General features: G+C 44.1%; 22 protein-coding genes. 6 read left to right on the plus strand and 16 right to left on the minus strand.

Annotated elements, in window-relative coordinates; translation table 11 throughout:
* Positions 1-37: 37 nt before the first annotated feature.
* From parE to nudF, 5 genes are read right to left on the minus strand one after another with little or no spacing between them, the layout of a single operon-like run.
* A complete protein-coding gene (gene parE / locus K1M91_RS12925; protein ID WP_232802250.1) occupies positions 38-1,936 on the minus strand; it encodes a DNA topoisomerase IV subunit B in 1,899 nt (632 codons plus the stop codon).
* A 10-nt stretch (positions 1,937-1,946) separates the two neighbouring features.
* Complete coding sequence (gene yqiA, locus K1M91_RS12930; RefSeq protein WP_232802252.1) at positions 1,947-2,525, minus strand: esterase YqiA; 579 nt, start codon at positions 2,523-2,525, stop codon at positions 1,947-1,949.
* On the minus strand, positions 2,525-3,352 hold the full coding sequence (gene cpdA, locus K1M91_RS12935) for a 3',5'-cyclic-AMP phosphodiesterase (protein WP_232802254.1): 828 nt from the start codon (positions 3,350-3,352) through the stop codon (positions 2,525-2,527). Before cpdA ends, yqiA begins: the two co-directional genes overlap by 1 nt.
* Complete coding sequence (locus tag K1M91_RS12940; protein WP_232802257.1) at positions 3,339-3,794, minus strand: DUF1249 domain-containing protein; 456 nt, start codon at positions 3,792-3,794, stop codon at positions 3,339-3,341. The genes cpdA and K1M91_RS12940 overlap by 14 nt, the downstream gene beginning before the upstream one ends.
* Complete coding sequence (gene nudF, locus K1M91_RS12945) at positions 3,795-4,427, minus strand: ADP-ribose diphosphatase (protein ID WP_232802259.1); 633 nt, start codon at positions 4,425-4,427, stop codon at positions 3,795-3,797.
* A 198-nt stretch (positions 4,428-4,625) separates the two neighbouring features.
* Here nudF and tolC point away from each other — a divergent pair, with 198 nt between their 5' ends.
* The gene (gene tolC / locus K1M91_RS12950) at positions 4,626-5,948 is read left to right on the plus strand and encodes an outer membrane channel protein TolC (RefSeq protein ID WP_232802277.1); all 1,323 of its coding nucleotides are present in this window, start codon (positions 4,626-4,628) and stop codon (positions 5,946-5,948) included.
* 251 nt (positions 5,949-6,199) lie between these two features.
* Here the strand turns inward: tolC and hldE are convergent, their stop codons facing one another.
* Positions 6,200-7,639 carry a bifunctional D-glycero-beta-D-manno-heptose-7-phosphate kinase/D-glycero-beta-D-manno-heptose 1-phosphate adenylyltransferase HldE gene (gene hldE, locus K1M91_RS12955; RefSeq protein WP_232802279.1) on the minus strand — a complete coding sequence of 480 codons (1,440 nt, stop codon included), beginning with the start codon at positions 7,637-7,639 and terminating at the stop codon, positions 6,200-6,202.
* A 213-nt stretch (positions 7,640-7,852) separates the two neighbouring features.
* Here hldE and lpxL point away from each other — a divergent pair, with 213 nt between their 5' ends.
* Positions 7,853-8,776: an LpxL/LpxP family Kdo(2)-lipid IV(A) lauroyl/palmitoleoyl acyltransferase gene (gene lpxL / locus K1M91_RS12960; protein ID WP_232802281.1), complete on the plus strand. Its 924-nt coding sequence runs from the start codon at positions 7,853-7,855 to the stop codon at positions 8,774-8,776.
* A gap of 113 nt (positions 8,777-8,889) precedes the next feature.
* On the opposite strand, the gene K1M91_RS12965 is transcribed toward lpxL, so the two are convergent.
* On the minus strand, positions 8,890-9,150 hold the full coding sequence (locus tag K1M91_RS12965) for a hypothetical protein (RefSeq protein WP_232802283.1): 261 nt from the start codon (positions 9,148-9,150) through the stop codon (positions 8,890-8,892).
* Positions 9,151-9,199: 49 nt separating this feature from the next.
* Positions 9,200-12,061 (minus strand): bifunctional [glutamate--ammonia ligase]-adenylyl-L-tyrosine phosphorylase/[glutamate--ammonia-ligase] adenylyltransferase, encoded by a 2,862-nt coding sequence (glnE, locus tag K1M91_RS12970; protein ID WP_232802291.1) that lies wholly within the window; start codon positions 12,059-12,061, stop codon positions 9,200-9,202.
* Between the two features lie 238 nt (positions 12,062-12,299).
* Here glnE and K1M91_RS12975 point away from each other — a divergent pair, with 238 nt between their 5' ends.
* The 4 genes from K1M91_RS12975 (at position 12,300) to K1M91_RS12990 (ending at position 14,483) form a co-directional block, all read left to right on the plus strand.
* Entirely contained in the window at positions 12,300-12,713 is a 414-nt protein-coding gene (locus tag K1M91_RS12975; RefSeq protein WP_232802293.1) for a DUF2170 family protein, read from the plus strand.
* 19 nt (positions 12,714-12,732) lie between these two features.
* The gene (locus K1M91_RS12980) at positions 12,733-13,419 is read left to right on the plus strand and encodes a PspA/IM30 family protein (protein ID WP_232802295.1); all 687 of its coding nucleotides are present in this window, start codon (positions 12,733-12,735) and stop codon (positions 13,417-13,419) included.
* Between the two features lie 90 nt (positions 13,420-13,509).
* Positions 13,510-14,154, plus strand: coding sequence for a hypothetical protein (locus tag K1M91_RS12985; RefSeq protein ID WP_232802298.1), 645 nt, complete (start codon positions 13,510-13,512; stop codon positions 14,152-14,154).
* Between the two features lie 5 nt (positions 14,155-14,159).
* Entirely contained in the window at positions 14,160-14,483 is a 324-nt protein-coding gene (locus K1M91_RS12990; protein WP_232802300.1) for a hypothetical protein, read from the plus strand.
* A 67-nt stretch (positions 14,484-14,550) separates the two neighbouring features.
* Here the strand turns inward: K1M91_RS12990 and K1M91_RS12995 are convergent, their stop codons facing one another.
* The 8 genes from K1M91_RS12995 to K1M91_RS13030 all read right to left on the minus strand — a co-directional run bounded on the left by K1M91_RS12995 (position 14,551) and on the right by K1M91_RS13030 (position 23,309).
* Positions 14,551-14,955: a DUF2057 domain-containing protein gene (locus K1M91_RS12995; RefSeq protein ID WP_232802301.1), complete on the minus strand. Its 405-nt coding sequence runs from the start codon at positions 14,953-14,955 to the stop codon at positions 14,551-14,553.
* A gap of 77 nt (positions 14,956-15,032) precedes the next feature.
* A complete protein-coding gene (locus K1M91_RS13000) occupies positions 15,033-15,890 on the minus strand; it encodes an STM4011 family radical SAM protein (protein ID WP_232802303.1) in 858 nt (285 codons plus the stop codon).
* Complete coding sequence (locus K1M91_RS13005) at positions 15,887-17,263, minus strand: STM4012 family radical SAM protein (RefSeq protein WP_232802311.1); 1,377 nt, start codon at positions 17,261-17,263, stop codon at positions 15,887-15,889. Before K1M91_RS13005 ends, K1M91_RS13000 begins: the two co-directional genes overlap by 4 nt.
* Positions 17,264-17,311: 48 nt before the next feature.
* On the minus strand, positions 17,312-18,175 hold the full coding sequence (locus K1M91_RS13010) for an STM4013/SEN3800 family hydrolase (protein ID WP_232802313.1): 864 nt from the start codon (positions 18,173-18,175) through the stop codon (positions 17,312-17,314).
* The gene (locus K1M91_RS13015) at positions 18,175-18,801 is read right to left on the minus strand and encodes an HAD family hydrolase (RefSeq protein ID WP_232802315.1); all 627 of its coding nucleotides are present in this window, start codon (positions 18,799-18,801) and stop codon (positions 18,175-18,177) included. Before K1M91_RS13015 ends, K1M91_RS13010 begins: the two co-directional genes overlap by 1 nt.
* Positions 18,792-19,928: an STM4014 family protein gene (locus K1M91_RS13020; protein WP_232802317.1), complete on the minus strand. Its 1,137-nt coding sequence runs from the start codon at positions 19,926-19,928 to the stop codon at positions 18,792-18,794. The genes K1M91_RS13015 and K1M91_RS13020 overlap by 10 nt, the downstream gene beginning before the upstream one ends.
* Positions 19,928-20,863, minus strand: a complete 936-nt coding sequence (locus tag K1M91_RS13025; RefSeq protein ID WP_232802324.1) for an STM4015 family protein — start codon at positions 20,861-20,863, stop codon at positions 19,928-19,930. The genes K1M91_RS13020 and K1M91_RS13025 overlap by 1 nt, the downstream gene beginning before the upstream one ends.
* A gap of 199 nt (positions 20,864-21,062) precedes the next feature.
* Complete coding sequence (locus K1M91_RS13030; protein WP_232802327.1) at positions 21,063-23,309, minus strand: carbohydrate-binding family V/XII; 2,247 nt, start codon at positions 23,307-23,309, stop codon at positions 21,063-21,065.
* Positions 23,310-23,428 lie beyond the last annotated feature (119 nt).

The following is a 23,428-nucleotide window of genomic DNA, read 5'->3' on the forward strand; positions in this document are numbered from 1 at the left end:
CCTTCTTATGATTTAGAGAATGTTAGGTAAAAAGCTGTTAATCCTCAAAAATAGCAGAAGCCATATCACCTTTGGTTTCTAGCCAGTCACGGCGATCAGAGGAACGTTTTTTCGCCAATAGCATATCCATTAATTGCATGGTTGCTTCAGCGTCATCAACCGTTAATTGCACTAAACGACGAGTATTTGGATCCATGGTCGTTTCACGCAATTGCAATGGGTTCATTTCACCCAAGCCTTTAAAGCGTTGCACGTTGACTTTGCCTCGCTTTTTCTCGGCTTCAATGCGATCTAATATGCCATTTTTTTCATCTTCATCTAAAGCGTAATACACGTCTTTACCGACATCGATACGATACAGTGGCGGCATGGCAACATAAACATGCCCAGCATTAACCAACGCGCGAAAATGGCGTACAAATAAGGCACACAGCAAGGTTGCAATATGCAGCCCATCTGAGTCAGCATCGGCCAAAATACATATTTTGCCATAGCGTAATCCAGATAAATCCTCAGAGTCAGGATCGAGACCGATTGCTACCGAGATGTCATGAACTTCTTGAGAGGCAAGCACTTGGCCAGCTTCAACTTCCCAAGTATTAAGAATTTTACCTCGCAGCGGCATGATGGCTTGAATGTCACGATCCCGAGCTTGTTTTGCACTGCCGCCAGCTGAGTCCCCTTCCACTAAAAATAACTCACCGCGCATCGGGTCTTGACTTGAACAATCAGTCAGTTTGCCCGGCAAGGCTGGGCCTTGGGTGACTTTTTTACGTGCGATTTTTTTGCTTTGGCGTAAACGGCGCTGCGCGTTGTTAATGCACACTTCCGCTAATTGTTCTGCAATATCGGTATTGCTGTTTAACCATAAGCTAAATGCGTCTTTTACTACACCAGAAACAAATGCCGCACATTGACGTGAGGATAAACGCTCTTTGGTTTGGCCAGCAAACTGTGGGTCTTGGATCTTAACGGATAAGATGTAAGCACACCGATCCCAAATATCATCGGCAGTTAGCTTCACTCCCCGTGGTACTAAATTTCTAAATTCACAAAACTCACGCATCGCCTCTAGCAAGCCTTGGCGTAACCCATTAACGTGGGTGCCACCCTGAGCTGTAGGGATCAAATTGACATAGCTTTCTGTGATTAAATCACCGCCTTCCGGCAACCAACACAAAGCCCAGTCTGCAGCCTCACTATTGGCTGAAAAAGCGCCTACAAATGGTGTATCTGGTAAGCTTGGCCACTCCTTTACCGCTTCAATTAAGTAATCAGTTAAACCATCTTGGTAGCACCATTCATGCTCGTCTTTGTTAACTTTATCCTTAAACTTAATGTTTAAACCTGGACACAAAACAGCTTTAGCTTTTAAGTTATGTCGTAAACGCGAAACGGAGAACTTTCCGGAATCAAAATAGCTCACATCTGGCCAAAAATGCACACTGGTGCCCGTATTGCGTTTACCGCAAGTGCCGGTGATGGTTAACTCTTCAACTTTGTTACCATTCTCAAAAGCTATTTCATACACTTGCCCATCACGACGTATCGCTACCTCAACCCGCTTTGATAGAGCGTTAACAACAGATATACCCACACCGTGTAAACCACCCGAAAACTGATAGTTTTTCCCCGAAAATTTGCCGCCAGCATGAAGTTTACAAAATATTAACTCTACCCCTGAAATCCCCTCTTCTGGGTGAATGTCCACTGGCATGCCGCGGCCATCATCGATGACTTCTAATGAATGATCGTCATGTAATATCACCGTGATACTGCTGGCATGACCCGCTAAAGCTTCATCGACACTGTTATCAATGACCTCTTGGCCTAAGTGGTTCGGTCGTTGGGTGTCGGTGTACATGCCGGGACGGCGACGAACAGGCTCAAGGCCATTTAATACTTCTATGGCTTCGGAGTTATACTGATTACTCATTGAATTTCCGTTACAAATCTAAAAATCGAAGGACAGGATCCAAATAGCGTTCGAAACCAATAAAAGAATGGTCCCCGCCTTGCTCTATGGTTGTTTTACTTAGTTGATGTTTATTCACAGCTTGCCGATAATCGAGTATCTCATCTCCCATCTGCGTTAATAGCCAAAGCCGCTCGGGATGCGTTACAGGCTCCACCTCAAGGGATTTAAGGTCTGCCATGTGTTCAATAGTCAGAGTATAAACTTGTTCGGTGTACGGGTGGGTATTTTCACCTAAATAATCCACTAATAATTCATATGGCCGTACCGCAGGGTTAATCAGTACCGCATTGGCGCCAAATTCAGCGCTCGCTTTAGTGACTAAATACCCTCCCAAAGAACTGCCAATGAAGCCTAACTTATGACCGGGGTAACGCGCCACAATGGATTCAATCAGAGCCCAAGCTTGAAGCGGGAAGCAAGGCATTTGTGGACATTCAAAAATAATGTCCGGCCGCTGCTGCGCAACATATTGCTTCATCTGTTGCACTTTCTGCGACAATGGTGAACTATGAAAGCCGTGAATGTAGATGAGTACTGGCGCCAGCATTAATAGCCTGTGGCGTCAGCATCGCCTGAATAAAAAGCACCATTTAATCTGTGTACCTGAGTGTCAATATTGCCATTTGGCAATAAAGCAAGGTAACGCCAACCAGGCCCTTGCTTGTCTAAAGCAAACTCATCTGAATTAGGCTTAAATTGAATGCAGGTTGACGGCGTGGCCAACAAACGTAATTGATCGTATTGCTGGTCCATCTCTTGATGAATATGACCACAAAGCAATCCTTTTACTTGTTGGTATTGACCTAATAGATCAAACAGTTCGTCGGCATTTTTCAAATCATGTTGATCCAGCCAAGCACAACCTGCGGGTATTGCATGGTGATGCAATAAAACTAACGCATATTTTTCTGGATATTCGTCCAAGGCCGTTTTTAACATTTCGAGCTGCGCGGTGCTTAATTGGCCATGTGGCACACCCATTACCTGGGTATCCAACAAAATCACTTGCCAATATTCAGAGACTAGCTGCTTAGCAGGAGCAATGCCCGCTTGGTCAAATGCCGACATCATCGCTGGTTGAAAGTCATGGTTACCCGGTAACCAAAAACAGGGCTCAGAAAGGTTTTGCATCTGCTCAGCAAACAGCGCATAAGATTCTGAGCTGTGGTCTTGAGAAATGTCTCCCGTTGCCAATACCGCCTGAATCGATCTTTTTTGCGCAGCCACTTCACCCATTACAGCTAAAAAGCTGTCACGAGTATTCACACCTAATAACTCGCCTTCAGGCTTCCCGAAAAGGTGGGTATCAGTAATTTGTAAAAAAGTTAATACCCCATCGGCATCAACGTCTAACTGGGTTTTATTTTGAGTCATTAGCTTTGAATATTTGTTGGCGGCAATAGCCATGTTCAATACAAAACTTCAACCAATCTGCCAAAAACAAATTCACTTGAAGCTTTTCATCCTTGTGATGCATTTTATCATTCGGGTAATCATATTTCGGCTGTAAATGAAAAATATGCTGACTAGCACACACTTCGGCGAGTTTTGCATCGTGATAAAGTCGTATACGGACGATCGGGGTCATAAAATCAGGCTGATTTTCACATGACTGACGCATCCTTAACAAGCTGGTGTAAGGGCTTTGTTCCAAAACATCGATCTGATAGTCAATATTTTGTCCTGCTGAAAAGGAATAACATTGGCGGCGCGCAAAACTTGCCGGCAATAGTTTAATTAATTGCAGGTAATTCGTTTCACATAAGCGCATAAAGCGTGATAAATCAGGCGTGTATTTTTTAACCACTATGCCCACTCACGACCCCCATTCTGCTGTTACTTGATCAAAATTTAGTGCTAACCACTGTAAAGCTATCACAGTTGCCGCATTATTTATAACGCCTTGTTGCAACAGTTTCATTGCACCGCTGCGAGATATCACTTGCACCCGAATATCCTCGCCTTCATCAGCAAGGCCATGCAAACCACTGGCTTGACTTGAATCCACCTCAGCTAAAAACAACTCTAGCCGCTCAGTTGAACCACCTGGGCTAGCTAAATAACTTAGCATCGGCATCATTCTTCCAGGCGTCACCCCCGCTTCCTCTACCGCCTCTCTGCGCACTACTTCATCCGGTGCCTCACCAGGCTCGATAATGCCCGCCACCATTTCCAATAGCCAAGGATTGTCACAAGTCTCCAATGCGCCAAAACGAAATTGTTCAACCAACACCAACTTATCACGAGGTAAATCATATAACAGCACAGCCGCAGCATGGCCACGCTCAAAAACTTCCCGCTCAATTTCAGCACTCCAACCTCCGGCAAATAAGCGATGCTTAAAGCGGTAGCTATTGGCTTTAAAAAAGCCTTTATATAGGCTTTTTTGGCTTAAAATCTCCACATCATTACGATTAAATGTGTTTTTTTGCTGATTATTATCACTCATGATTTACTTAATCCCGAAAAGCTTGATATTGTTAACAATAAATTCTTACATTAGAGCCAAAACGATACGCTATCATAGTGCTTTAGACCAAGCATCTATGAGAAGTCATTGATAAACGTTTAGCGGTTCATCCATGCACTTCATTCATCGTAGCCAGTGGCCATTTAATTATCTCAGATATAAATAGGAAAAGTTGAAATGAAACGAACCTTACTCAGTATCGCTACTTTAGTGGGTTTATATAGCCTAAGTAGTTTAGCCCTTGCCGATGACATTCAACAAATTTATGAACAAGCTAAAACTAAAGACCCCTTGATCTTACAAGCACTGGCCAACCGCGATTCTGCATTTGAGAAAATAAACGAAAGCCGCGCCAGCTTATTACCGCAAATAGGTTTAGGTCTTAGTGCAGGTTACACTGTAACGAACAAAAATGATGCCGGCACCAAAAGTGACCTTGGTGGCCAAGTTCAACTAAGTCAGGCGCTTTACCGTGAAGATTACTGGACCACATTAACCTTAACCGAAAAAGCCGCTACTCAAGCCGATACCATTTACGGCAGCCAAGCACAGCAACTGATTCTACGTACCTCAAAAGCGTACTTTGATGTACTGCGTGCAAAAGACGCTTTATCTGCGGTTGAAGCAAACAAGCGTGCTGTTGCTCGTCAACTAGAACAAACTAAGCAACGCTTTGAGGTTGGCCTAACTGCAATTACCGACGTACATGAAGCGCAAGCGGAGCATGACCGCACCTTAGCCAATGAAATTCAAGCGCGCAATGCTCTTACCAACAGCTATGAAGCACTGCGTGAGCTAACGGGGGTTGAAGTACGTGAAATCAACGAACTAAATATCGAGCGTTTTAGCCCGATTATGCCAGAAGGTAACTCTGCACTCTGGCTAACCAAAGCCGAAAACGAAAACTTACAACTGCACACTCAGCGTATTGCCAAAGACATAGCTAAAACACAAATTGAGTTAGCTGAAACGGGTAACTCTCCGACGGTTGATTTTGTTGCTGGCGTGGGGGTAAATAACTCAAACTACAAAAACAACAACCCAAGCGACGGCTCATTAAGTAGCGGCAACATAGGCGTTAACTTCAATATGCCACTTTACACTGGTGGCGCAGTAACGTCTCGTGTCAAACAAGCGCAATTTAACTATGTTGCTGCGAGCGAAGAGTTAGAACGTATTTACCGTAACGTTCAAACTGAAATTCGCAGTAACTACAACAACGTAGGCGCAGCAATCAGTACAATCAAAGCTTATGAACAAACAGTTGTTTCTTCAGAAAGTGCGTTAAAAGCAACGGAAGCTGGTTTTGAAGTGGGCACTCGTACCATTGTTGATGTCCTCGATGCCACTCGTAAGCTGTATGAATCGAAAGACTTATTATCAAACGCTCGCTACGATTACATTCTAAGTATGCTTAACCTTAAATTTGCAGCGGGTGATTTATCTGAAATAGATATCGCGACCATCAATTCTGGCCTGCAGTCGCCAACAAGCAACTAAGTTAGTTCATCAGAAACAAAAAACCCGCCGCGGCGGGTTTTTTATTGGTGTGCCTTCAATGGCTATTAGTTTTAATCATTGAAAAATTTTAGCCTCGCTCGTTACGAATAGTTTTGATTATTTCAGTTGTTGAGCAACCATCTTCAACGATTACAATGACCAATTTTAGAAATTTTCGCCTCGCTCGTTACGAATAGTTTTGATTATTTCAGTGGTTGAGCAACTATCTTCAGCGATTACAATGACCAATTTTAGAAATTTTCGCCTCGCTCGTTACGAATAGTTTTGATTATTTCAGTGGTTGAGCAACCATCTTCAAATTGCAGCACTTTTACCTCACCACCATTAGCTAATACTTCGGCACCGCCCGCAATTTGTTCTATTTTATAATCGCCACCTTTTACTAAAATATCCGGCAATACCTCTCCAATTAAACGCTGCGGCGTGTCTTCACTGAACGGCACTACCCAATCAACTGCGCCAAGGCCTGCAAGTACAGCCATGCGGCGATCAACGGGATTAACCGGACGCCCCTCTCCTTTTAATGCCCGTACTGATTCATCTGTGTTTACAGCAACGATTAAGCGTGCGCCCAATTCGCGAGCGCTGTTTAAGTACGAGACATGACCAGCATGAATAATGTCAAAACAACCATTGGTCATCACCACTTTTTCACCACGACTTTTCGCGGCGGCCACTGCCAATTTTAGCTGTGGCTCAGATAACACACCAAAGCCTGTCTCTTGTTGGCTATAAACAGCATTGGCTAGCTCAATTAAACTCACCGTTGAAGTACCAAGTTTACCCACTACAACGCCTGCCGCTGCATTGGCAAGGGCACAAGAAGTTTCAATCGTTGCGCCAGACGACAACGCAGAAGCCAACACCGAAATCACGGTATCCCCAGCACCTGTTACATCAAACACTTCTTTGGCTTGCGCAGGTAAATGAAGCACAGTTTGATCATCTTTAATCAAGGTCATGCCGTGCTCACTGCGAGTAACTAATATCGCTTTAATCTCGAACTTGGCTAGCAATGCTAGGCCTTTCTCTACAATTTGTTCATCAGTTGTACAACGACCGACCACAGCTTCAAACTCTGAGAAGTTAGGCGTTAATAGTGTCGCGCCGCGGTACTTCTCAAAGTCAGATCCTTTTGGATCAACTAGAATTTGCGCGCCCACGCCTTTAGCCGCTTTTATCATTTGCGCCACTTCAACTAAAGCACCTTTAGCATAATCAGAAAACACTACCACAGGCGCATAGTTAATATTTTGTGCCACACGCTCAAGTAATGGCTTGGGATCCGTTTCGTGAAATTCTTCTTCAAAGTCTAAGCGGATCAACTGTTGGTGGCGACTGATCACTCGTAATTTGGTAATAGTCGGAAAGCCTGCTAAGCGCTCAAAATCCGCACTAATGTGCATACTCTCTAATTTTCTGGCTAAGGTTTCAGCCGCTTCATCTTGCCCTGTTAAACCGATTAATTTAGCTTTACCACCTAATGCTGCCACGTTTAATGCCACGTTAGCCGCACCACCTGGTCTATCTTCGATTTGCTCAACCTTAACGATGGGCACAGGCGCTTCAGGAGAAATGCGCGCTGTTGGTCCATGCCAGTAGCGATCTAACATTACATCGCCAACAATCAATACATTGGCGTTATCAAAATCAGGGAGCGTAATTTTCATTGCTTGTTCTCATTCTATTAGCTGCCATAAGTGTATCATAAGGCAGTAAAAAACTAACACCACCCCCTAACAAGCAGATTCAGAGCATTAAAACACCACAAAATACTAAAACGACAATGGCCCCACTAACAAGATTCCGTATAAGTAAATGGGATTATTCGTTAAACTAAGGCGTTATTTTTGCCGATCCATTAAACCGATAAAGTTGATTATATGAGTAAACCCCAACTTGAGCCTCGCTTTGCCCATCCGAAATACTGGGGCGTATGGCTTGGCATTAGCACGATGTTTTGTTTATCACTGCTGCCGTATCGTCTGCAACTTTGGCTGGGCGCGAAACTTGGCCGTTTAGCCATGAAGCTGATGAAGTCGCGCCGTAAAGTGGCGCAGCAAAATCTCGCTTTATGCTTTCCTGAATTATCCGATGCCGTGCGCGCCGACATGCTAAAGCAAAATTTTGAAAATACCGGCATCGCGCTATTTGAAATTTGCATGGCTTGGTTTTGGCCAGACTGGCGTGTGCGTCGCCATTTTATCGTAGAAGGCAAAGAACACTTGTTTAATGCTCTTAATGGCGGCAAGGGCGTGATTCTCATTGGTGCACATTTTTTAACCTTGGAAATGAATGGCCGTATTGGTGGCATGGTACACCCAGGCATTGGCATTTACCGTAAGCACAATAATCCGTTGCAGGACTTTTGGTTCTATTGGGGACGCACCCGCGCCTTAAAGAACTTACTTGATCGCAGTGACTTTCGCGGCATGGTGCGCGCTTTGCGCCAAGGTGAAGTGATTTGGTACGCACCCGACCATGACTACGGCAATCGTCGCTGCGCCTTTGTGCCATTTTTTGCTGTGGAGAAAGCCGCTACGGTCACTGGAACATCAGCTCTTGCTCGCACTAAAAACACTGTGGTGATCCCATCATTTGCGCAGCGCTTGCCAAAAGGACAAGGCTATAAAATGATTTTTAAAGCGCCACTAGAAAATTACCCGACGGGGGATGATATTGCCGATGCAGCAACAACTAACAAAGTGATTGAAGACATGGTGCGCAGCGCGCCAGAGCAATATATGTGGCTACACCGCCGTTTTAAGACTCGTCCCGAAGGCGAGGCATCTTTATATAAAAAGTAGCTTTTAGTCGTATGCACGCCCATATTTGAGCGTGCATCGTCACTATCTAAGGTTAGTTCTGCTTAAACTGTCGTAGCCGAATAGTGTATGTTTCACAGCAAAATTTGGCTTACTTAGATAGCTTGCACACCAAGCGACACCAACGCTGCGATAACACTATCAACAACCACATTACTGCTTGGGTCAATCGCATAAAGTTGTGGATCGTTTTCATAGAAATACAATGCTTCTTTTGTCGAATCAGCAGCAATCACCTGACTGCTAATATGAAAGCCTTGCTCGGTCAACGCCTGAAACTCCTCCTGCGCATCTTGTGTCCCGCACTCTACCGTGACCAGTACTTCTTCTTTACATAAGACCACATAATTTGGCATTAAACTTTCCTTATATTTACTTCGTGAATAACTTCAAACTTAAATTTATTTATTCGGCATCAGTGGGATAATGGCAAGCCACCAAGCTATCCCACAAGGCGATAACCTCAGCGCGATCATCTCTGTAGCGCTCGGCTGACACAATCCGCGTTTGCTGGTTCAAAGTTAAACGATGCGCGGCGTCACGAATATGACAATAGCTTTCCGACAATAATTCACCTTGTGCCGGGGTCAACAAACCTTGCTCAACACAGGTCTCAAAAATACGGATATTATCAGACCAATGGGCTAACTCAGGTAGCCGCTCGGTGTTTGCTAGCACCAAGAATTGCGCAATAAATTCAATATCAACCATGCCACCAGGTGACTGTTTTAAATCAAACTGCGTTTCATCGGCGCGCAATAGATGAGCACGCATTTTATTGCGCATATCCACCACATCCTTGGCTAAAGCTGTCACATCACGAGATTGAGATAAAATAGCCAACCGCGTATCGGTAAAGGCTTGGGCTATTTCTGCATCACCATACACACAACGCGCGCGCACGAGGGCTTGATGCTCCCATGTCCATGCATTTTGTTTTAGGTATTGCTCAAATGCTGCCATTGAGCTAACTAATAAACCAGAATCACCTTGAGGACGTAAGCGCATGTCCACTTCATATAAAATACCGGATGAAGTGCGGGTACTGAATAAATGCAAAATGCGCTGACCAAGGCGTAAATAAAACTGCTTGTTATCTATCTCTTTTTTACCATTGGTATAGCCCGACACTTCAGTATCATGTAAGAACACCACATCTAAATCAGAGCCATATCCAAGTTCAATGCCACCTAACTTACCGTAACCTATCACCGCAAAGCCACGGCGATCAGCCCCTTTAACATTAGAAGGTTCGCCGTATTTTTCGATCATTTGCTGCCAAGCAATATTAACCACGTATTCCATAATGGCTTCGCCAAGGTACGTTAAGTGATCGCTCACTTTCATCAAGGGTAACGCCCCAGCTATATCGGCAGCAGAAATACGCAAGCGTTGAATTTGCTTATATTGACGCAGCCCTTCCATTTGTTGCTCCATGTCCTCTTCAGGGATGCGCAACATGTATTGGCGTAAATCACTTTTGTATTCTAAAAACGGGGTTGGATTATACAAATGCTGCGGATCAAGCAGCTCATCAAGCAATATCGGGTGGCGCGCTAGCTGCGCGGCAATTCGTGGACTGGCATCGCACAAGCGCACTAATTGTTTCAGTGCACCATGGTTTTCATTAAGTAGCTCAAGGTATGCGGTACGTGTCATCACATTAGCAAGTAACTCAACTAAGCGCTCAATTAATGCCACTGGCGCATCTTTTGCTAGCGCCTTACAAGTGAGTAAAGGCATCAGCTTTTTAAGATTTTCACGGCCTCTTGGACCCACCGCACGGCGCTGTGTTTCTTTTTTAAAGTCAATCACAATGCGGTAGAATTTTCGTGCATCTGCTTCGCTTAGAGCAAATTTTTCCAATACCGTTAATGCTTCTTCTTCTTCTAAATCATGTAACCACAGTTCAGTAATATCGCTGTCTAAATCGGAGTCTTGTTGTTCGCTTTCACCCACCACCCAATCAAATTCTTGGTTGACCTGCTTCATCACCTGATTCAAATCTTGGTAGAAAACCTCCCAATTTTTATACCCTAGTGCAGTGATCAACCGCTGCTTGTCGAGCTCATCATCGGGTAACGTTTGAGTTTGCTTATCATCAATTTGTTGCAACACATTTTCGGTGCGACGTAAAAAATCATAGCTTTCCAGTAACGTGTTTACTCGCGCCTCTGGCATCACATCTAAGGTAATTAATGCACGCAAGGTTTGCCTTAATCCCTTTTGTTGCAGTAACGGCTCTCGACCGCCGCGGATCAACTGAAACGCTTGGGCCACAAACTCGATCTCACGAATACCACCCGCGCCCAATTTAATATTGTCTTTAAGGCCTTTACGGCGCACCTCGGCACTGATCATAGCTTTCATTTGACGCAGTGATTGGATCGCGCTGAAATCAATGTAACGGCGAAATACAAAAGGGCGCAACATGGTTTCAAGCTCGTCTTTATAAGGCGTTTGTGGGCCTAATACGCGCGCTTTTACCATGGCATAACGCTCCCAGTCTCGCCCTTGAGTTTGATAGTAATCTTCAAACGCGGCAAAACTCATCACCAAAGGACCAGATTCGCCAAAAGGACGCAAACGCATATCCACCCGAAACACAAAGCCATCAACCGTCGCTTGGTTTAGGGCTGCAATAACTCGTTGTCCTAAGCGAATAAAAAATTGCTGATTGGATAGTTCTCGGCGACCGCCATGAGTTTCGCCATTCTCGGGAAAAGTAAAAATCAGGTCGATATCAGAAGAGAAATTTAACTCCTTACCACCCAGCTTACCCATCGCCAAAATATAAAAAGGCTGCGCCACATCGTCTTCACTTCTAGGCTCGCCTAATTCGCTACATTGCTTGTTATAAAGCCATAAACTACTTTGACTAATCAGCTCATCAGCTAAGCAAGAGGTATGCTCTAAGCTTTCTGATAAATCAGATCTTCCCAACAATTCTCGCCAAGCAATAACCAACATGTGCTTACGACGAAACTGCCTTAATAAAGTATGTAACTTGGCTTCATCCTGACACGCCGCTAACTGTTCACTTAACTCCGTTGCAATGCTGCCACAGCGACTATTTTGCTCGAATAAACCACCGTCGAAACACTCTACTAGTAATTCCGGCTGTTTATAAATACTGCTAGCAATAAAGTCGCTTAAGCCAAAGGCTTGTCTAAGTTGCGAGGTTTGCTCCGAGGTTAATGTATTTAGGTCAATCAACTCTCCTAAACGTTGTAGATGGTTGTCAGCGGCTTGTGTCAAATGATCCATATAATCCTTCTCTGCTTCTTCACCTTGGCATAATCTCTTCACTCTACCAATTCAGCTAGATATCGCCAGCTATTTGCTGTTAAATCAATTAAATTGACACAGCGGCACAGATATTTTAGCGTGAGCTCATAATTGATTATTTATTGATTTGAATAAAAACTCACCAAGACGCTTGACATATTATGTCTAGCGTTCTAAAGTTAACTTCATCAGACATATTATGTCACACAGGAGACGTATGAATATTCATAAGATAGCCACATACTTAAATGGATTAACCGATCAGTCTGATACTGGATTAATTTTTGATTGTGTTCCCATCGCAGGCGAAGTTGATGTATTGCGAGTGGACATTCAAGGCCGTGAAGAAATTCCGGTGTTCGTATCAGTAACCGGTGATCAAATTCTTTGCATTTCCTACTTATGGGGCGAAGACGAAGTCATCGAAGGTAAAAAAGCCGAAATGATGGAAGCCATGCTTGAAATGAATATTCCAATGCCGCTTTCTTCTTTCGCCCGAATTGAACACAAATATGTGATCTTCGGAGCATTGTCAGAGCACTCAACATTAGCTGACATCGAACATGAAGTTAGTGTACTGAGTGATAACAGTTTGGAAGTCATTACCGAAATGGCTGACTACCTCAAATAAACGCTTGAAGGAGTGACAAATGAGTATTTTAAAGAAAATTATTACTGCCGTTCGTGGTGGCGCACGTGAGGTTGGAGAAGAGATTATTGACGCTAACTCAACGCGTATTTTTGAACAAGAAATTCGTGATGCGGAAAACCACCTCACCAAAGCAAAACGTGATTTAACTGAAGTCATGGCTAAACAAATGCAAGCAAGCCGTGAGCTAGAGCGTGTTAAAGGCGAAATTAAAGAGCATGAAGGTTATGTTGCACAAGCGCTTAGCCAAAATAACGAAGCGCTAGCGCTTGAAGTGGCTGAAAAAATTGCACAACTTGAAGTTGAGCTACAAGAGCAAACAACATCTCACAGTAGCTATGAAAAAGCGGCTTTACGCTTGAAAGATTTAATCAAGAAGAGCGAGCGTCAATTGGCTGATTATCAACGTCAATTGAGCATGGTGAAAACCACTGACAGTGTGCAAAAAGCCACTGCGGCTATCACCGACAGCTTTACTTCAAGCAACTCTAGCCTACTAAGTGCAAAAGAGTCACTTGAGCGCATTAAGCAAAAGCAAGCGATGTTTGATGACAAGTTGGCGGCTGCGGAGCAACTACAAGCTGAGTCAGGTGACCAGTCACTTAAAGACAAGCTGAAAGAAGCCGGCATTGGTCAGCAACAAAGCAGCGCTAACGCTGTGTTGGAAAGACTCAAAAATAAAGGCTAATAATACCAGCCGGCAAAACAGGTGGCTTAGGCCGCCTGTTTTTGTTTATGCTAGGCGGTATTGCCGCACAGACGTGATCGCGAGGACAACATGAATATTTTTAAAAAATTATTTGGCAAGCCTGCTGAAAAAGTAGGGCGTGAACTGACTCGCCCTCACCAACTGCAAGTGGGTGATTTACTAAAAATGAGTGATAGCTTTGGTTTGGCTGAATCATTTCGTAACCAGCAATTTGAAGTGCGCGAAGTTCATACCCAAGAGTTTCAATATCGCCAGCAAGCGCAATTGATTTGCCAAGGTGCAGCCCGCGAGCCGGTATTTATACTCATCGACGAAAAAGACCAGCAGCATATCACTCTCAGCACACTATTACGCCGTGCGGATGTTGAGTCCTTATTTGATATGGATGCCTTTTCCGAAATTTTCGATGAGCCCGGCAAAGCACGTCTTACACCACTAACTCAAACCAGCCCATGGCAAGCCTTTTTAGCCAACAATTATGTGCAACAAGACTTCGCTACGGTTGGCTACTACCACCAGCAAGATTATCGTGGCACGAAACCACCCGCCTATACAGACCAGTCTCACGGCCGGCAATTTGAGTACTTTTCTTTGTTTGGCGAGCAAGAGCAGCGCTGGATTGAAATATATGTATTTGAAAATGGCGACACAGACATATATCTTTCAATAAAACGTCCTTTAACCGACATCGCAGAACTCTGGCCTAAAGACTAATTATTATGACGACAGATAGAAAATTACCCGAAAAATGGGCAAAATCAGCCAAAGCCGCCAAAGCCGTACAAGTGGCTTTTGATATGGATGAAAAAGTGCAATACAGCATCCGTAAAAGTGCGTTAGATGAAGGCATTAGCCCATCAGATCAAATTCGCCATATATTAGATTTACCTGTCACCCGCAAACCGAAACGTCCGCGCTTAACGGTTTCTCTTAGCGCAGAAGATTATGAGCAGCTTGGTCAACGTTACGGCTTAGCCGCCGAACAACAGCTCGAAATAAAGCGTCGCGTAATGGAAGAGTTAGCGACTTTTTCAAACAAATAATTAAACAGGTAAAAGCATCCCCTAAGATGCTTTTCTTTAGCTTAAGACAGAGATTCAGATATCTCAATCACTGCTCTTGGTGCTTATAATATTGCAGTTCAATGCGAGAGCCTTTCTCGTAAATTTTAGCACTCCACATCTCATTAATGATCTCAGGTTCAAGATAATACGACTTTCCCGCTTCAGCGTTAAAATATACAACTAATGGTTCGGTCGACCAGTATCGGGTATCCCAGTCTGTCATTTTTAAATTCACAGCTAATTGACGCTCACCTGGTAATAAATGAAAGTTGGCACCTTTTAGCCACACTCTTTCACCATCAATAGAATGCATATTTGAATCATAAAGAGAGAGAGCTGCAACTTCATTTAATGAACGACTCTCCCCTTGATAAGCAGACGAAGTACATGCCGTACTCAGTAATGAAAATAGGATGACCAGTGCTTGTCTGTAAGAGAATATATATGGCATAACGTTACTCTAAAAATTAAAAAGTGGCATTATACCTATCAAAATCACCTCAACAACTTTTGCTCGTATTTTTCCCTTTATTCCTTTATTGGTATCCGCTCTAACAACCTGTCGCCGTATACTTTTTCTAGCTTCAGGTGCGACAAGTGGCGATAGCCAATGTAACAATCACAGCTTTGATTCGGACATAAGTAATGTTGATTCAATAAACTATGCAACTCTTGTTGGTAAACATTACCCAAAGTTTGCTTAACAAAATGGCACGGCTGAATATAGCCTTCACCATCCATGGATAAGCTGGTCACACTAGCACGACATTCACGATTTAAACTGGGATAATTTTGCTGATTAAGATGAAACCAAGGGTCCAACTGGGCATAAAAATCACGTTCATCTGGCAGATAATAATCGAGCTGATCTTTATAAGCATTCACCCATAAATACACCTCTGGATGCAGTTGTTCGCGCAGCGCTTTAGCCTTAGGTATATTTTCTTTAGTGCCAACTATACCGACACTATAACTCACCCCTAACCGATCAAGTTGTTGGGTTTTCATGACAAAATCAGCCAAGCTAATTTCACTAGGGTGATAGGTGATCCACAAGGCTAACTTGTTCAGGTTAGCCTGCTTTAACCAATCTATCGCCACGCTCATATTGGTTTGAATCACTACTTTTTCAACATGTTCCAGATGTGACAATGTCACCAAAGCTTGACGATACCAACTGCGTACTAATGCCTCCCCCCAGGGGGTAAATAATAGCCTAAAACTATCCTTAGCTTGTCGCGAACTAACCCAAGCAACAAACCGCTCAATTGCCAACTTGTCTTTCGCCCGAGTAGCGGCGTCATCAAACGTTTTGGCAAAAGGACAATAGTCACAATCGTAATTGCAACTGGCTAACGGGCCGCGATAGGTGATATCTAGCCTCATTGCAATTGATACTCGCTCATGGCTTGTTTTACTTGTTGTGAAGCAAACCAAGGGCCAATGCTATCAGCTCGCTCAAACCCCGCCACGGTAAGCAATAGTAATGCCCCGGCCTGCTGCACTAAGCCAGCATTAATTAATGTCGTTAATGCTGGAAAATCAACCAAGGCACTGCGCTTAAAACGTTGCTCATATTCCCTTAGGTTTAACCCATCAGCAATCAATAACGATTGCATCACAAAGCGACGCTTACGTTCATCAAGCGTTAACTTAATGCCGTAGTGAGCATGGCTAAAGTCTGCCTCGGTTTGCTGAGTAAAATGCCCAATAATATCTTTAACGCCATGGCGCCCAACGGCATATTCCGATGAATAGTGTAAGGTTTGAGTATATGAACGAGCACCGGCTCCCAACCCTAGCATGCCGTCTTCTTGGCAAGAGTAATGAGGCAGATCTAACTCAGTCAACTCGGCACGTCTAAACATGCGCATCGACACTTGTTGATAGCCATGAGCGAGCAAAAAGTCACGCCCAGTTCGATACAAAGCCAGCATATCTGTATCAGCCAAGTCCGGCGTAAAACGCGCTTGCTGCTTCACCTTGCCAAGGCCCGTTGCTTCTCTCACGTATAACGGATACAAATAAAGCTCTTCAGGATTAAATTGCAACGCTTGCTCAAGAGAATGCAGCCAAGAGCTCACCGTTTGTCCAGCAATGCCATAGATCAAATCAAGGTTCAAATCCGCCTGACTGTACTGACGTATTGTTTCAATCGCCTTAAACACCTCTTGCTTATTTTGCTTACGCGCTAAGTTTTTCACTTCCAGATCAGTGAATGATTGGATCCCCATACTAATACGGCTAACGTTACGCTCTGTTAGCAGCTGAATTTTACCCGCCGTAATGGTTTCAGGTGAAGTCTCTATCCCAATGGGAGTATTGGCCTGTATCCCAGCAAAGTCGGTTAAATCAAATAAACGCGCTAACTGTAATTCAGTTAAAAAAGTTGGCGTGCCGCCGCCGATGGCATAGCGAGCAAACTGCGCTTGCTCTATTACCGGCGTTAACGCTTTAATTTGCCGCTCAAGCGCATCTAGGTATAAATCGGGTAAGGTTTTTTCAGGCTTAACTAAGGTAAACAAGTTACAAAAGCCGCAACGCATACTACAAAAAGGAATGTGCACATATAAAAATAGCGCATCTAATTTCTCTTGTTGCCATAAAGGAGCTAACGCCACCCGCTCTTCAAACGGGCGATATGCCGTTTTATGGGGATAAGAATAGGCATAAGCTTGATAAACGGGGCCATCTAATATTTGGGCTAAATCAGTTGCCGCTGCACTACTTGGCTGCGCCGTTACAGGGTTACTCTTCATAAATCTCAAAGCCTATAAAATGCGTGGGAATAATCCCAATAAAAATACTTATTGCGCGGCGCGCTGAATAAACTGCGCATAAGGTACAGTCCATACAGTTTCATGAGCGAGCCGGTGGCCGCTATAGCCCTGCTCGCCATAGCAGGTACCGTGATCTGAGCACAATATAAATAAGGTGTCGCGGCGCGATTTAAAATAATCAAACAGCCGTTGTAACTGGCTATCAACATAACACAAAGCTGCGCCATGAGAGCGCAGATCATCCTCCTTGCAGCCTTGTTCAAGATGCCTAGCACTGTAAAAATAATTAGGCTGATGAATCGCCGAAATGTTAATGAATAAAAACGCCTTTTGTGCCACGGGCGCTTGCTTGAGCAAATGTATGGCTTGATCAATTTGCCGCTCGGTTGAGTCAGGTGCCGTTACCCCTGTTTGCTCCGACCAATAGCTATGCTGAAACAAATTTGGCAAGGTTTGACCAAGGGGCGTCAATTTATTAAAAAAGCCAACGCCGCCAATGCACAACGTTTGATAACCTTGCTCGGCCAAACCTTCCACGATTGTCGCCTGCTGAAACACTTGTGTGTTTTTATCAATAGAGCGGCTACCGTGAAAATCTACCGCCATTAACCTTGGTGCCAGAGGATCATCTATCGGGGTAGGAAAAAAACCACTAAAAATAGCGTGATGAGCCGCGTAAGTGAAGCTGCCAGGACTGTGCCTAGGTTGCCATGCGCTAATAAACTGGCCTAACACTGGCAGCTCGCCTTGAGTTAATAACGTTTGCGCCACATCAAAGCGCAAGGTATCTAAGGTCAACAACACAATATCGTGGCTGCCCACAATCTGATTCATGTTCAATGAAATAGATTCATCTAACAGACTCGCTTGACCATTACTTCCGCTGGGCATCACTCAAGCACCTCAGTTAGCAGTTCGACATTCGGGATTTGATAGTCGATTATGTCAGGTTCAACTTGTCTCTCAACATTAACCCACACAGTTTTCATTCCTAATTTTTTCGCTGGGATCATATCCCGCGCAAAATCATCACCAATCATCACGCAATCACGAGCATGAAAACCAGCCATACATTGACGAAACACCTCAGGATCGGGTTTATGTAAGCCCACCTCAGCCGAAACAAATATTTTGCTAAAATAAGGCGCTAGCTGTGCTTGGGTTATTTTTTCCCGTTGCATCAAGCTTGAGCCATTAGTTAACAAATGTAAGGAGTGGCGTTGCCCCAATGACGCCAATAATGACTGAAGGGATGAGTCTGGCTGGATGTATTGGGGTAGCATTTCAAAGTAACGCCAAAGTTGTTCGTATTGCTGTGGCAAGTCTGGAAAAGTGTCCATCAAATACTGACAAAATTCAGCGCGCGGCGTGCGACCCGAATTATCTTGCTGCAACATTCCTTGCCACTGTGACTCATCCAGTGTAATACCCAAGGTCGTAAATAGTTCGGTTAAGCATTGCTGAAATGCGCTATCACGATCAATTAGCGTATTGTCTAAATCAAAAATTAATAACATTGCATTGCCTTCACTTGCGCCTGATAACTACTGAGCCCTTGATAACTCACGTGAGGGAGTAAATCACCAAAGCCATTTAATTCAACCACCCTCGCCTTCGACTTACCACAAATCACATCTGCGCCAATGCAACCCGCTTCAGGAAAAATACTTGCCGCTTGTTCGGCCACTGCAAATGCTTGCTGTAACATGCGCTCACCATCATGATGGGCCAATATGTCACCGCGTTGATTGCCTAAATGCAAATTAGTCATCGGAGTTAAGCTGGTACGTGTCACGTAATGCCCCGCCTTACCATTAAGCAACAAGATACGTAAATCAAACTGACGCCCATTAATTTGCGGCTTAGGAACCCAAGCCTCGAGATAAGCTTGCTGCAAAACAATTTGCTGCAAAAGCTCGGCAATTTGTTCTGGCTCGCGATACGTTTTTACCTTAAGGGAGTTATAAAAGTGAGAGTGAACACCATCAACCACTCGCTCTAAACTGGTTTTAGCAATCAAATCACCTGTTTTCGGGTTTAGCCTTAATGCCATGACTCCTGACGCTGAAGAGCCATAACGGCTTTTTACAAACACTTGATAGCAGCGCCGCTGTCGCATTTGTTGCACCAATTCAGGTAAGTTATTGATTGGCTCAAACAACAAAGGCGTCGGCACCTGATGCTGACGTAAATACTGCTGGCACTCCCATTTATCCGCCATCGCTAAAATAGCCCGAGGGGAGTTCAGATATTGTAATCGCGAATTCACATCATCCGCTATTTGCTCAATGGCATGGGCAACTTCAGTCAGTAAGCTTTTAAAACCTAAAAACCACTTATCAACATGATGAAAACGCCCCTTGTCGTTGGCAAGTTGAGCAAATTGATTGGGATTAATGCGCTGTAACAACGCCTTTTCAACCGCGAAATTCTCCCCCGCTGAGTCGATTTTCACCAACCATGGCCGTCCCAAAAAAGACCTTAATCGCTGCGATAAAAATAAAGATAAATGAGGCGTTTGTAATAATTCCAAATAGCTTAACAGCAAATAATCGGCATCGTTAGGCAGCGCTTGTTGAAACAAATGCTGCCTACGGTTCTCTGGATTACAAATTAATATCCAAAGTGGTTTAGCCGTTGACATTATTCAGCAACAGACACGTAGCGGTAAACATCACCGTCACCATCATCGTCAGCTTCTTTTTGATCATTAACTTGAATATCCAAGCCTGAAGCCTGCAGCTTTTCAACCACTTCAGCAGAGAGGAAGTTTTCCGACACGTCTATTTTTTTACCTGCCAATAAGCCTTGATTCGCTATCAATAGCTCAGCGCCAGCATCGAGCATGATCCCCATCGACAAGTCGATGTCGGTTAATTGGCCTAATAAGTCACTCTTAACTAACTCAGCCACTATTTCATTTTGAATTTCACTATTTTTTAATGCAAGACTGGTTAGCTTAGGAAAAAGTTGTTGCGACATCAGCGGCGTCACCGTGCTGATATCACCATCCCAACCATAGCTTTCATCACCGAGCCATAAACCTAACGTTTCCAGTGCGGGTAGCTTCGCATTAGCCACGGCAGCGATCACATCACGGCCTAAACCGCCACTTTCAATGATCAAGGTTTTTAAGTTTGAATGGGCGATGTCACCTAATTCTAATCCTTCTGCGCCACGAATTTGCAAATGTTCAAGCGCTGGGAATGCCGCCCAAAAGCGGCTGTAGTTACCTTGGTTAATCCAGGATATTTCATTTTCTTCATAAGTCATTTCACCAATAAAAATGGCTTTTAAGCCACTTAAAGCCGCGGCGTGCTCAACCAAAAAGTCCACGTATATACCAGCATCATTTTCATAAGCCTCTTCCCAACAGCCAAGTATCAAAGCTTGGATTTGATTCACTTTTGGACCGTTAATCAAACGCGCTAGTACATCAATCATTTCAGCGCCATCTTCCGCGGCATCGTAATCTACTTCAAGGCGTATCGCAGCATTTGCATTTTGCACCCCTTTGTCGGCGTCAAACTGCTCAATTGGCAAATCATAAAAACGTTCAATATGAGAAGAGATAGTCATGGTTACACTCCAAATAAATATATGTTTGAGATAAAAAATACACAATGAGTTGATAGAACACTAAGATACATATTTTGGGTCAGAAAAGCAGTAAAGAGAGCAAAAATGATGAAACTAAGATGCCATAAAAATAAGATGTAATAGACTATAAAAAACGCCGCTGTCTCTAGCGGCGTTTTTGTTTATTCAATATCGGCGGTTACTGGCGACGGCGGATCCTTTCTCGATGAACACCTTGCTGGCGCGCACGATTAGCACGTTGCATGCTTTGATGGTTAACCGCTGGGCGCTTATTTACCGCGGGACGGGTTTGTGCTCGATTCTGCACCTTGTCACGCACAGCTGGCGCAATCACATCATGTTGCTGTACTTTTTGCTTAACCTGCATTTTTTGCTCGTTACTCAGTTGCGTTTTTTGCAGATTATCAAGTTTTGCCTTTTGCTCACTACTTAGCTGAGGCTTTTCAATATTATCTAGCTTAGATTTTTGTGCATCGTTTAACACCGGTTTTTGCACGTTCTCTAATTTAGATTTATCGAAATCTTTCGCCTGTTCTTTCCAGCTACCATTAGTACGATCTTGCCACTTATTATCCTTCACCCGGGCTATATTTCCGTTGGCGTCAGCAAATACGTTATTTTCACGACTGCGGTTCGCTCGGGCTTTTTTCAAGTCACGACTAACTTGTGCCGGTGCAGCATTACGCACTCGGTTTGCATCACGATTGTACAAGTTAGTTTGGCCAATCCGATTTTTTGTAAAGCGTTTATCCTTAGCAATCGTATTACTAATTTTAGCCCGGTTACCAATATTAATATTATTGCCGATGTTAATATTACCAGTATTAATTACCACTGGTGGACGACGATATCCTCCGCCATACCAGCCACCACAACATCCCCAAGGGCTATAGTGATTGCCCCAACCGGCACTCCAACTGGCACCAAAGCTAAAGAAACCTCGGCTCCAAGTGACGCCAAAATTCCAGCCTGTCCAAGGATTATAACCGACATGGAACCCCCAAGTAGGCGGTCTTGGGTAATACATTCCTCCCCAGTGAGGTTGGTAGTACCAACCACTACCATAAACTGGCACTCCGTAATAAGGGAATGACCAGAGATAGCCAGGGGTATAGCCAACATACACAATATCAGGCGTGGAGTCGTAGATTTGCACATAAGTAGTGTTATAAACGGGGGAGCTAGGTGGTATTTGAGCGATTTCCTCATTAGGAATATCATCGGCAACTTGCCAAGGCCCAGTTGCAGTATCAGCAACAAACCAAACACCATTATCAACCGCGTAATAACGGTTTTTAATTTTAAGTACTTGCGCGCCAGTGTTAACCGCATAAGCCACGTTAGTACCCTTGATCGCTTCAAACTTTGGCTTGCCATCGTATTCAACGGTTAGTGTGGTATCGGCACGTTTTATCGCTGCGGTTTGTGGCACTTGTGCTTCAAGCACAGCTTGATCAGCTTCTTCCGTCCCCGCTACCGACACACGTAAGCCGCCAATATCAGAATCAGGAGGAATAGATTGAAAGCTTTTCGGCAATTGATCCGCTCTAACAAAGGTCCACGGGCCTTCCGTGGATTTAGCGCGATACCAACGCCCAGAAAGCAAAACATACATCTGCCCTTCACTAAGCTCTCGCAGCCAAGCTGTTTCAGTGTTTTTCACGTAAAGTAATTCACCACCCACAAGACTTTGCCAATCGGGTTTTCCTTGCGTTGCGACCAACTCGGTAGGTGACGTAACCGCAATAATTTCAGGTACAGTGACTGGCGGCGCTTCATCTGATTTAGGCGCTAGTTTCACTAAATCAGCTGGCGGATTGGTCGTTTGCTGCCAAGGGCCTAATGCATTATCTGCCTCGTACCAAAGGGCACCGCTACTCAAATAGACTTTATTGCTGGATTTATCTTTAGCCACAGCAAATGGCGTATTAACCACTCGCTCGTAAGACGTATTTTCAATTGGCGTAAACTTAGGTTCACCGTCATACACCAATAGCACCGCTAATTGCTCTTTAAAAATAATATTGGGCGCATCATTTTTAATTTGCTCTAAGCTGCTCTTTACTTGCTCAGCATCTTGCAAGCTGGCCGATAAGCGTGACAAAGAAATGTCAAACTGAGATTGCGCCACAGATTGCTCAACAATTTGGCTAAAGCGAGCTTCATCTTTCTCTTGAGAGTCAGGCCAGCTGACCTTCGTTACCTCAACGTCACGAATATTCGCTAAATCATTGTCACTATCGGTGTCGATTTTTGCCGTAAACCAAAATGCACCAAAAATCGGCTCATCACTACTATTTAGCTCCAACGACATGGCCGCACGGCCTTGTAACACATTACCGGTCAAGGTTTCCGGTTGAGGCTGATACACAACAATCGTGCCTTCATCGGCGCTAATGTCTTGCGGCCAATCAATAGCTAGCACTTAAAATGAAGCTAGATAAAACCAAGTAGCGAGCATCATATTTAAACAATATCGAAAGCTGCTGGGTATGGGTTTTAGTGGAACTGGCATAGCGAGTCCTTATCTATTATTTTATGTCA

It is taken from the genome of Motilimonas sp. E26 (assembly GCF_021278025.1).
In the GTDB taxonomy this organism is placed as follows: Bacteria; Pseudomonadota; Gammaproteobacteria; order Enterobacterales; family CBDFNC01; genus Motilimonas.

Bases quoted from the DNA above. Each gene is read 5' to 3' on its own strand.
- parE (WP_232802250.1), bottom strand. From the start codon at position 1,936: ATGAGTAATCAGTATAACTCCGAAGCCATAGAAGTATTAAATGGCCTT.
- yqiA (WP_232802252.1), bottom strand. From the start codon at position 2,525: ATGCTGGCGCCAGTACTCATCTACATTCACGGCTTTCATAGTTCACCA.
- cpdA (WP_232802254.1), bottom strand. From the start codon at position 3,352: ATGACTCAAAATAAAACCCAGTTAGACGTTGATGCCGATGGGGTATTA.
- nudF (WP_232802259.1), bottom strand. From the start codon at position 4,427: ATGAGTGATAATAATCAGCAAAAAAACACATTTAATCGTAATGATGTG.
- tolC (WP_232802277.1), top strand. From the start codon at position 4,626: ATGAAACGAACCTTACTCAGTATCGCTACTTTAGTGGGTTTATATAGC.
- hldE (WP_232802279.1), bottom strand. From the start codon at position 7,639: ATGAAAATTACGCTCCCTGATTTTGATAACGCCAATGTATTGATTGTT.
- lpxL (WP_232802281.1), top strand. From the start codon at position 7,853: ATGAGTAAACCCCAACTTGAGCCTCGCTTTGCCCATCCGAAATACTGG.
- K1M91_RS12965 (WP_232802283.1), bottom strand. From the start codon at position 9,150: ATGCCAAATTATGTGGTCTTATGTAAAGAAGAAGTACTGGTCACGGTA.
- glnE (WP_232802291.1), bottom strand. From the start codon at position 12,061: ATGGATCATTTGACACAAGCCGCTGACAACCATCTACAACGTTTAGGA.
- K1M91_RS12975 (WP_232802293.1), top strand. From the start codon at position 12,300: ATGAATATTCATAAGATAGCCACATACTTAAATGGATTAACCGATCAG.
- K1M91_RS12980 (WP_232802295.1), top strand. From the start codon at position 12,733: ATGAGTATTTTAAAGAAAATTATTACTGCCGTTCGTGGTGGCGCACGT.
- K1M91_RS12985 (WP_232802298.1), top strand. From the start codon at position 13,510: ATGAATATTTTTAAAAAATTATTTGGCAAGCCTGCTGAAAAAGTAGGG.
- K1M91_RS12990 (WP_232802300.1), top strand. From the start codon at position 14,160: ATGACGACAGATAGAAAATTACCCGAAAAATGGGCAAAATCAGCCAAA.
- K1M91_RS12995 (WP_232802301.1), bottom strand. From the start codon at position 14,955: ATGCCATATATATTCTCTTACAGACAAGCACTGGTCATCCTATTTTCA.
- K1M91_RS13000 (WP_232802303.1), bottom strand. From the start codon at position 15,890: ATGAGGCTAGATATCACCTATCGCGGCCCGTTAGCCAGTTGCAATTAC.
- K1M91_RS13005 (WP_232802311.1), bottom strand. From the start codon at position 17,263: ATGAAGAGTAACCCTGTAACGGCGCAGCCAAGTAGTGCAGCGGCAACT.
- K1M91_RS13010 (WP_232802313.1), bottom strand. From the start codon at position 18,175: ATGCCCAGCGGAAGTAATGGTCAAGCGAGTCTGTTAGATGAATCTATT.
- K1M91_RS13015 (WP_232802315.1), bottom strand. From the start codon at position 18,801: ATGTTATTAATTTTTGATTTAGACAATACGCTAATTGATCGTGATAGC.
- K1M91_RS13020 (WP_232802317.1), bottom strand. From the start codon at position 19,928: ATGTCAACGGCTAAACCACTTTGGATATTAATTTGTAATCCAGAGAAC.
- K1M91_RS13025 (WP_232802324.1), bottom strand. From the start codon at position 20,863: ATGACTATCTCTTCTCATATTGAACGTTTTTATGATTTGCCAATTGAG.